We start from the raw sequence: 8,104 nt of genomic DNA on the forward strand, positions 1-8,104 counted from the left end.
AGCAGGAGCTGGTCCTGGACGAGCACCGGCCCGCCGACGCCCGCGGTCTCGCTGTTCTGATTGTCGGCGACCGGAGCCCCGGCCTCCGTGGTGAGGGCGGTGCGAAGCTCGTCTTGAGTAGGCATCAGGTAACTCCAGGGGGCATAACGGTTCGAGGCCGGATCGGATGTCGGACGTGAAGAGAGGCGGGACGAGTCATGTCGACCCCGGTCCCGCGAGGGCCGCCGCAACGACTCGGCGACGGCCGCGGAGAGGGGTGGTCAACGCCGATGTGAAGCGGCCGGCGCCGCCCATCCACGGCACGGACCCCTCATGGGCGGCCTTGGATTTCCCTCGGAGGGGCAGCCACTCTGCGTTGCGTATGGAGATACAGAATCCATAAAGCGCAACTGAAGCATCAAGGAAGGACGTCGGCGGGTCAAGGGGGCGAGGAAGTGCGGCCGCATGGGCCCCGCGCGCAGCGCATGTGCGGTGGCCGGGGCGAAGGATCGATCGGCTGCCTCTTCGCCCCGGAGTGGCCGGCGTGGGGTGACGAGGGGCGGCTCGTCCGGCCGGACGGTGCACGGTGTGCAGCGCTCCGGACGTGCCGCGAGCCTGCTCTCGAGCTCGAGTGCAGGCTCGCGGCAGCCGAGGTCTACGTGTAGATGACGAAGACCTTGCGCAGCGTCTCGTGGATCGTCCACGTGCCCTGCCAGCCGATGGGGAACACCGCTGTGGTTCCAGGGCCGACCTCGGTCTTCGTCCCGCCCTTCTCCTCGCATGTCATGCGCCCGGACAGCACGTGGATGACTTCGCCGCGGTCGGAGAAGTCCCACGCCGACTCTCCGGGTTCGCACTCCCATGTTCCGCTGACGATCCTGCCGTCGTCCGAGGCGAAGATCCGCCGGCTGCGGGTCTGCATGGGCCCGCCGAGCGGCGTGGCTGTCGGCGGGGCCAGATCCTTCTTGTCCTCGAGCTCGTCGGAGGACAGTGATCCGGCGTTCAAGCTGATGGTCATGCCCGTGTCCTTATCTCTCGTCGTGAGAGCGACTGACGTCCGCCGATCGCCCGATCCGGAGGCGGCGCAGCGAGCGCTGTTCCTTAATGAGGAACTCACATCGCAATGCGCAACATCATGGGGGTGTGGTGGGGCGTCGTCAAGAGCGGGCCGGGAGGGGGTGGTGGCGTCATCGGCGCCCTGTGGGGATGGAGGGGGCGACAGGCTCGATCTGTTCTCTTTGCGCCTCTTGGTGCTCCTCGAGTCGCCCGTCGGCGCTGTTGGCGGGGTGGGCATGTGCGACCGAAGCCGTTGCCGGGTGCCCGAGAAGTTACAAGAGCTTCAGCAACTTGTCTTGACTCCGGCACACTATCGATGTTCCGTTGCGCATGCAGAAACACGTTTTCTTTAGTGCAACGTTCTTGGATGTGAGTCGTCAGCCGCGACATCGCCGCCCAGGACGGCCCCGGGCCGGGCTGGTCCGTACCGCCGCAGCGCGACGTCCGCCGGCCTCGACGGAAGTCACTGTCTGCGAGCCACGCGGTCCACAGTCCCCCGTCCTGGGAGGTCGGATGTCCCGCCAGCCGTCCAACAACGACAGTAGAAGGAAGTGAGCGCATGGCCGCCCAACAGATGGTGACTTCGCCAGGTGACACACCGGATGTGGAGCGAGTGGGGACGCGCCGCAGGTCCTCGATCGCGCCACGTGTCTTCTGGCCCTCCGCGATCCTCATCGTTGCTTTCGTGCTGTACGCCACGATCTTCAGGGGCTCGGCGCAGAGCCATGTCAGCATGGTTCAGGAGAAGATCGTCGGCGGCCTTGGCTGGTATTACACCGCCATTGTCTCGCTCTTTGTGATCTTCGCCCTCTGGGTCGGCGTCGGCCGGTACGGAGATATCAAGCTCGGCAAGGACGATGAGAAGCCGGAGTTCGGCCTGGGGTCGTGGCTGGCGATGCTGTTCGCCGCCGGTATGGGTATCGGGCTGGTCTTCTGGGGAGTCGCCGAGCCGCTGAACCACTTCGTCAATTCCAGGCCGGGGGTCGGCGAGAGCGCGGCCGAGCGGGGCGAGTTCTCCATGGTGCAGACATTCCTGCACTGGGGCATCCACCCGTGGGCGATCTACGTCGTGGTCGGCCTCGCAGTCGCGTACTCCGTGCACCGCAAGGGCCGCCCGGTCTCGATCCGCTGGGCCCTGGAGCCGATTCTGGGCAACCGGATCAGGGGCCGCTGGGGGGACGCCATCGACGTCATCGCGATCATCGGAACGGTCTTCGGCGTGGCCACCTCCCTCGGCTTCGGCGTGCTGCAGATCTCCTCCGGACTGGAGTTCGAGGGATGGGTGGCCGACCCCGGCCGGACCGTGCAGGTCGCCCTCGTCATCGGCATCTCCGTGGTCGCCGCCGTCTCCGTGGTCACCGGCGTCGCCAAGGGCATCAAGTGGCTGTCGAACACCAATATGGCACTGGCTGCCGGGATTCTGCTGTTCGTTCTCATCACCGGCCCGACGCTTTTCATCCTCAACGGCTTTGTCCAGGACATCGGCGCGTATCTGCAGAACATCCTCGCGCTGAGCTTCGACACCGGTGCTGCGCAGGGCGACGACGGCACCGCGTGGGTCAAGGCCTGGACGGTCTTCTACTGGGGCTGGTGGATTTCCTGGGCCCCGTTCGTCGGCATCTTCATCGCCCGGATTTCCCGCGGACGTACCGTCCGTGAGTTCGTCACCGGCGTGCTGCTGGTGCCGACCCTGCTGACCTTCCTCTGGTTCGCCGTCTTCGGCGGCTCGGCGCTGCACCGTGAGATGTTCGGCGCCGGCGGACTCGTCGGTGCCGGCGGCGCGGTCGACACGAACAGCGCGCTCTTCCAACTGCTCGACGCGCTGCCGGGCGGCACGATCGTCGCCGGGATGGCGATCTTGCTGATCGTGCTGTTCTTCGTCACCTCCTCCGACTCGGGTAGCTATGTGGTCGCCATGCTGGCCTCCGGAGGCAACCCCCATCCGCCGGTGTGGAACCGGCTGTTCTGGGCGGCCGCTCAGGGCGCCGTGGCCGTCGCGCTGCTGGTCGCCAGCGGCACCGGCACTGCTTCCCTGACCACGCTGCAAACGGTTGCGATCATCATCGCGATGCCGTTCAGCCTGGTGATGCTCGGCATGTGTATCGCCACCATCAGGTCCTTCCACCAGGAGCGCCAGGCCCGTCTGGCCGCCCAGCGGAGAAGGCAGCACGAGCGGCTCGTCGGCGAGGCCGTCGCGGCGATCGAGGAGGGAATGGGGAACGGCACCCTCTCCGGAGGGCCGGGCGACTCCGATGCCGTCCTGGGCGAGAGGTAACCGCTGCACTGCCCCGACGAAGAGCCCGCCGCCGGTCCCGACCGGCGGCGGGCTCCGCGATACCCCCTCGCGGTGAGGCTCCGACGAGCCCCGGCCGGCGCCCCGCGGTCCGCATCGAGCGGTCGCGGGGCGCCGCTGTGTCCGCGGTCGGGGGCCGCCGGCCGCAGGTGCTTCCGGCAGCAGGACAAGTTCGCCCGGCCAACCCCTTGACAGCGGTTGCCCAGCAGGCAGACTGTTCCTCATAGCGAAGCGGTACGCGTAATACGCAACACCCCTCGGGCCCTCCCAAGCCCCGGGCACGTCGGTCCGCGCCGGTTGCCAAGTCGTTCAGTACATCGCCCGCTGCTCGTGCGGGATCCCATGAACAGCGACGTTCACCCCCTCCCTCCCTCGTCCATCGCTCCGGCGGAGCGATGCGACGTCCCCCGTCATCCAGCACATCCGGTCGAACCTCGCGTTCGGCCGTCTCCCTCAGCGAGGAGATCGACAGTGACACACGAGGTACGCGCCGTCGTCGCCCGGAAGAAGGGCGCCCCGGTCTCGGTGGAGACCATCCTGGTTCCCGACCCCGGCCCGGGCGAGGCGCTGGTGCAGGTGCAGGCCTGCGGCGTCTGCCACACCGACCTGCACTACCGGGAGGGCGGGATCGCCGACGAGTTCCCCTTCCTGCTCGGCCATGAGGCCGCGGGCGTGGTCGAGGCGGTCGGGGAGGGCGTCACCGACGTCGCACCCGGCGACTTCGTCGTGCTCAACTGGCGCGCGGTCTGCGGCCAGTGCCGGGCATGCAGCAAGGGCAAGCCCTGGTACTGCTTTGCCACCCACAACGCCACCCAGCCGATGACGCTGGCCGACGGCACCCCACTGTCCCCGGCCCTGGGCATCGGCGCGTTCGCCGAGAAGACCCTGGTCGCCGCCGGCCAGTGCACCAAGGTGAACTCGACCGCCTCCGCCGCCGCTGCGGGACTGCTCGGCTGCGGCGTGATGGCCGGGTTCGGCGCCGCGGTCAACACCGGCGGGGTCGGCCGCGGGGACTCGATCGCGGTGATCGGCTGCGGCGGCGTGGGCATGGCCGCCATCGCGGGCGCCAAGGTGGCCGGCGCCAGCCGCATCATCGCCGTCGACGTCGACGAGCGGAAGCTGAGGTGGGCCGAGAAGTTCGGCGCCACCGACACCGTCGACTCCTCCAGGACCGACGCAGTCGAGGCCATCCGCGCCCTCACCGGCGGCTTCGGCGCCGACGTCGTCGTGGACGCGGTGGGCCGTCCCGAAACCTACAAGCAGGCCTTCTACGCCCGCGACCTGGCCGGCACCGCCGTCCTGGTCGGCGTCCCCACCCCGGGACTGACCGTCGGCCTCCCCCTGCTGGACGTCTTCGGCCGCGGCGGGGCACTGAAGTCCTCCTGGTACGGCGACTGCCTGCCCTCCCGGGACTTCCCCGCCCTGATCGACCTCTACCTGCAAGGCCGCTTCGACCTGGCGGAATTCGTCAGCGAGAAGATCGCCCTCGACGAGGTGGAAGCGGCGTTCGCCAAGATGCACCACGGTGAGGTCCTGCGCTCGGTGGTCGTCCTGTGACGGCGCGGATCGAGCACCTGGTCACCTCCGGAACCTTCCAACTGGACGGGGGCAGTTGGAAGGTGGACAACAACGTCTGGCTGATCGGCGACGACCGGGAGGTCCTGGTCATCGACGCCGCGCACGACGCAGCGGCGATCGCGGCCGCTGTCGGCGACCGGCGCCTGGTCGGCATCGTGTGCACCCACGCCCACAACGACCACATCAACGCCGCCCCTGCTCTCGCCGCCCGCACCGGGGCGCCCATCCTGCTCCATCCGGCCGACGCGGTGCTGTGGAAGGAGGTGCACCCCGACCGGGAGCACGGGCACTGGGAGCTGGTCGACGGCGAACCGCTGGCCGTGGCCGACACCGGACTGTACGTGCTGCACACTCCCGGGCACTCGCCCGGGGCGATCTGCCTGTACGTGCCCGAGCTGGGAGTCCTGTTCTCCGGCGACACCCTCTTCCAGGGCGGTCCCGGAGCCACCGGCCGCTCCTACTCCGACTTCGACACCATCATCGCCTCCATCCGTGACCGGCTGCTCACGCTCCCCGCCGCCACCACCGTCCACCCCGGTCATGGCGCCACCACCTCGATCGGGGCCGAAGCTCCCCATCTCGACGACTGGATCGCCCGAGGGCACTGACCCGCCCGCCACAGAACACGAATCTGGAGGAAGGCCATGGCGGCACAGCCGAAGGCGGTCATCATCGGTGCAGGCATCGTCGAGGTGTACGACATCCTCCACCCGCTGCAGCCCGTGGAGTCCCCGCGCCCCCTGCGGATCAGCCCCTTCCACTCCCGCCAGGAGGCACTCGGCGCAGTCTTCCTGGAAGGCGGCGGCTGGGAGCGGCCCCACTGGTACGAGGCCAACGCCAACCTGCCCGAAGCGGCCAAGATCCCCCACCGCAACGACTGGGCGTCCCGCTACTGGTCGCCGATCGCCGGTGCCGAGGCCCTCGTCACCCGCGAGCGCGTGGCCCTGTACGACATGACCCCGCTGAAGCGGCTCGAGGTCACGGGCCCCGAAGCACTCGCCTTCCTCCAAGTGCTGACGACCAATCAACTCGACAAGCCGATCGGCTCGGTCACCTACACCCTGCTGCTCGACGACGCCGGCGGCATCCGCAGCGACCTGACCATCGCCCGCCTGGACACCGAGCGCTTCCAGATCGGCGCCAACGGCAACCTCGACCTGGACTGGCTGCGCCGCCATCTGCCCGGCGACGGCTCCGTGCAGGTGCGCGACATCACCGCCGGCACCTGCTGCCTGGGCGTGTGGGGCCCGCGCGCCCGCGACCTGGTGCAACCGCTGACCGAAACCGACTTCTCGCACCAGGGCTTCGGCTACTTCAAGGCCAAGCATGCCTACCTCGGCGACGTCCCGGTCACCGCGATGCGACTCAGCTACGTGGGCGAGCTCGGCTGGGAGCTCTACACCACGGCCGATCTCGGAGCCAGGCTGTGGGACACCCTGTGGGAGGCCGGACAGGAGCTGGGGATCATCGCTGCCGGCCGCAGCGCCTTCAACAGCCTGCGCCTGGAGAAGGGCTACCGCTCCTGGGGCCATGACATGACCACCGAGCACAACCCCTACGAGGCCGGCCTCGGCTTCGCCGTCCGCCGCAAGAAGCCGCACTTCACCGGACGGCCCGCGCTGGAGGGAGTCAGCGAGGAGACTGTCGGCCGCCGACTCACCGCCCTGGTGATGCAGGACCAGCAGGCCGTGGTGATGGGTCACGAGCCGGTCTACGTGGCCGGTCGGCCGGTCGGCCACGTGACCAGCGCCGCCTACGGCTACACGATCGACGCGCCGATCGCCTACGCCTGGCTGCCCGCCCAGCACACCGCCCCTGGAACGCCGGTGGAGATCGAGTACTTCGGCACCAGAGTCGCGGCCGTCACGGCCGCCGAGCCCCTGTTCGACCCCGAGATGTCACGCATCCGGCGCTGAACCGGCCGCGGGCACGAGCAGAACCAACTCAACGACAGCAAGATTCCCAGGAGATGGACACATGGCCTCTTCGTACGACGTGATCGTCGTCGGTCTGGGCGGGATGGGCAGCGCAGCCGCCTACCACCTTGCCGCCCGCGGTCAGCGAGTGCTCGGCCTGGAGCGCTTCGGCCCGGCCCACAACCTCGGCTCCAGCCACGGCGGATCCCGCATCTACCGGCAGGCGTACTTCGAGGACCCCGCCTATGTTCCACTGCTGCTCCGCTCCCACGAGCTGTGGGAGAAGCTGGCCGTCGACTCCGGCCACGAGGTCTTCACCGAAACAGGGGGCCTCATGATCGGCCGCGAGGACAGCCTCGCCTTCGCCGGCACACTCGGCAGCGCCCAGCAGTGGGGCCTGGACCACGAGGTCCTTGGCGCCGCCGACATCCGGCGCCGCTTTCCCACCTTCAACCCGGCCGCCGAGGACGTCGGCTTCTACGAGCGCAAGGCCGGCGTCGCCCGGCCGGAGGCCACCGTCACCGCCCACCTGAATCTGGCCCGCGCCCACGGCGCCGAGCTGCACTTCGCGGAAATGGTCCTCGGATGGGAGGCCGACGGCCCGGGCGGCAAGGCCTGGGTGGTGACCGACCGCGGCACCTACACCGCCGACCGGCTGGTCATCGCCCCCGGTGCCTGGGCTCCGAAGCTGCTCTCCGGCCTCGGGGTGAGCGTGACGGTGGAGCGTCAGGTCATGTACTGGTTCCAGCCAGAGGGCGGCACCGGCCCGTTCACCCCCGACCGGCACCCCGTCTACATCTGGGAGGACCCGGACGGCACCCAGATCTACGGCTTCCCGTCCCTCGACGGCCCCGACCAGGGCGCCAAGGTCGCCTTCTTCCGCAAGGGCGTCCCCAGTGACCCGGACACCCTCGACAGGGAAGTCCACCCCGAGGAGATCGCGGCCATCGCCGAGTACCTGCGTCCGCGGATCCCCTCACTGCCCGGCCGCTTCCTCAAGGGCGCGGCCTGCATGTACAGCAACACTCCGGACGAGCACTTCGTCCTTTCCCAGTACCCCGAGCACCCCCGGGTAACGGTGGCCTGCGGATTCTCCGGCCACGGCTTCAAGTTCGTGCCCGTGATCGGCGAGATCATCGCCGACCTCGCCACAGAGGGCACCACCGAACACCCCATCGCCCTGTTCGACCCCCGCCGTGTGCGCGTGTGACATCTTCCGAGGTGAGAATGATGAGCAGCACCAGTCTGTCCCCGAGCTTGATCGCCACGTTGTCCGGGGAGT

The 8,104-nt window shown here is 69.0% G+C and carries 5 protein-coding genes and 1 pseudogene; 5 read left to right on the top strand and 1 reads right to left on the bottom strand.

Features of this window, described 5'->3' with window-relative positions:
- Nucleotides 1-634 precede the first annotated feature (634 nt).
- Entirely contained in the window at nt 635-997 is a 363-nt protein-coding gene (locus tag ACWD01_RS36565) for a cupin domain-containing protein (protein ID WP_451168196.1), read from the bottom strand.
- A 597-nt stretch (nt 998-1,594) separates the two neighbouring features.
- Here ACWD01_RS36565 and ACWD01_RS36570 point away from each other — a divergent pair.
- The 5 genes and pseudogenes from ACWD01_RS36570 to solA all read left to right on the top strand — a co-directional run bounded on the left by ACWD01_RS36570 (nt 1,595) and on the right by solA (nt 8,032).
- Entirely contained in the window at nt 1,595-3,310 is a 1,716-nt protein-coding gene (locus ACWD01_RS36570) for a BCCT family transporter (protein ID WP_451168198.1), read from the top strand.
- A gap of 489 nt (nt 3,311-3,799) precedes the next feature.
- Complete coding sequence (locus ACWD01_RS36575; protein WP_451168200.1) at nt 3,800-4,885, top strand: S-(hydroxymethyl)mycothiol dehydrogenase; 1,086 nt, start codon at nt 3,800-3,802, stop codon at nt 4,883-4,885.
- On the top strand, nt 4,882-5,514 hold the full coding sequence (locus ACWD01_RS36580; RefSeq protein ID WP_451168202.1) for an MBL fold metallo-hydrolase: 633 nt from the start codon (nt 4,882-4,884) through the stop codon (nt 5,512-5,514). The genes ACWD01_RS36575 and ACWD01_RS36580 overlap by 4 nt, the downstream gene beginning before the upstream one ends.
- Before the next feature lie 78 nt (nt 5,515-5,592).
- Nucleotides 5,593-6,822: pseudogene (locus ACWD01_RS36585) on the top strand (glycine cleavage T C-terminal barrel domain-containing protein); the annotation flags it as partial.
- A gap of 61 nt (nt 6,823-6,883) precedes the next feature.
- A complete protein-coding gene (gene solA / locus ACWD01_RS36590; protein ID WP_451168204.1) occupies nt 6,884-8,032 on the top strand; it encodes an N-methyl-L-tryptophan oxidase in 1,149 nt (382 codons plus the stop codon).
- The last annotated feature ends 72 nt before the right edge of the window (nt 8,033-8,104 follow it).

The sequence above is a fragment of the Streptomyces sp. NPDC002835 genome (genome assembly GCF_053591995.1).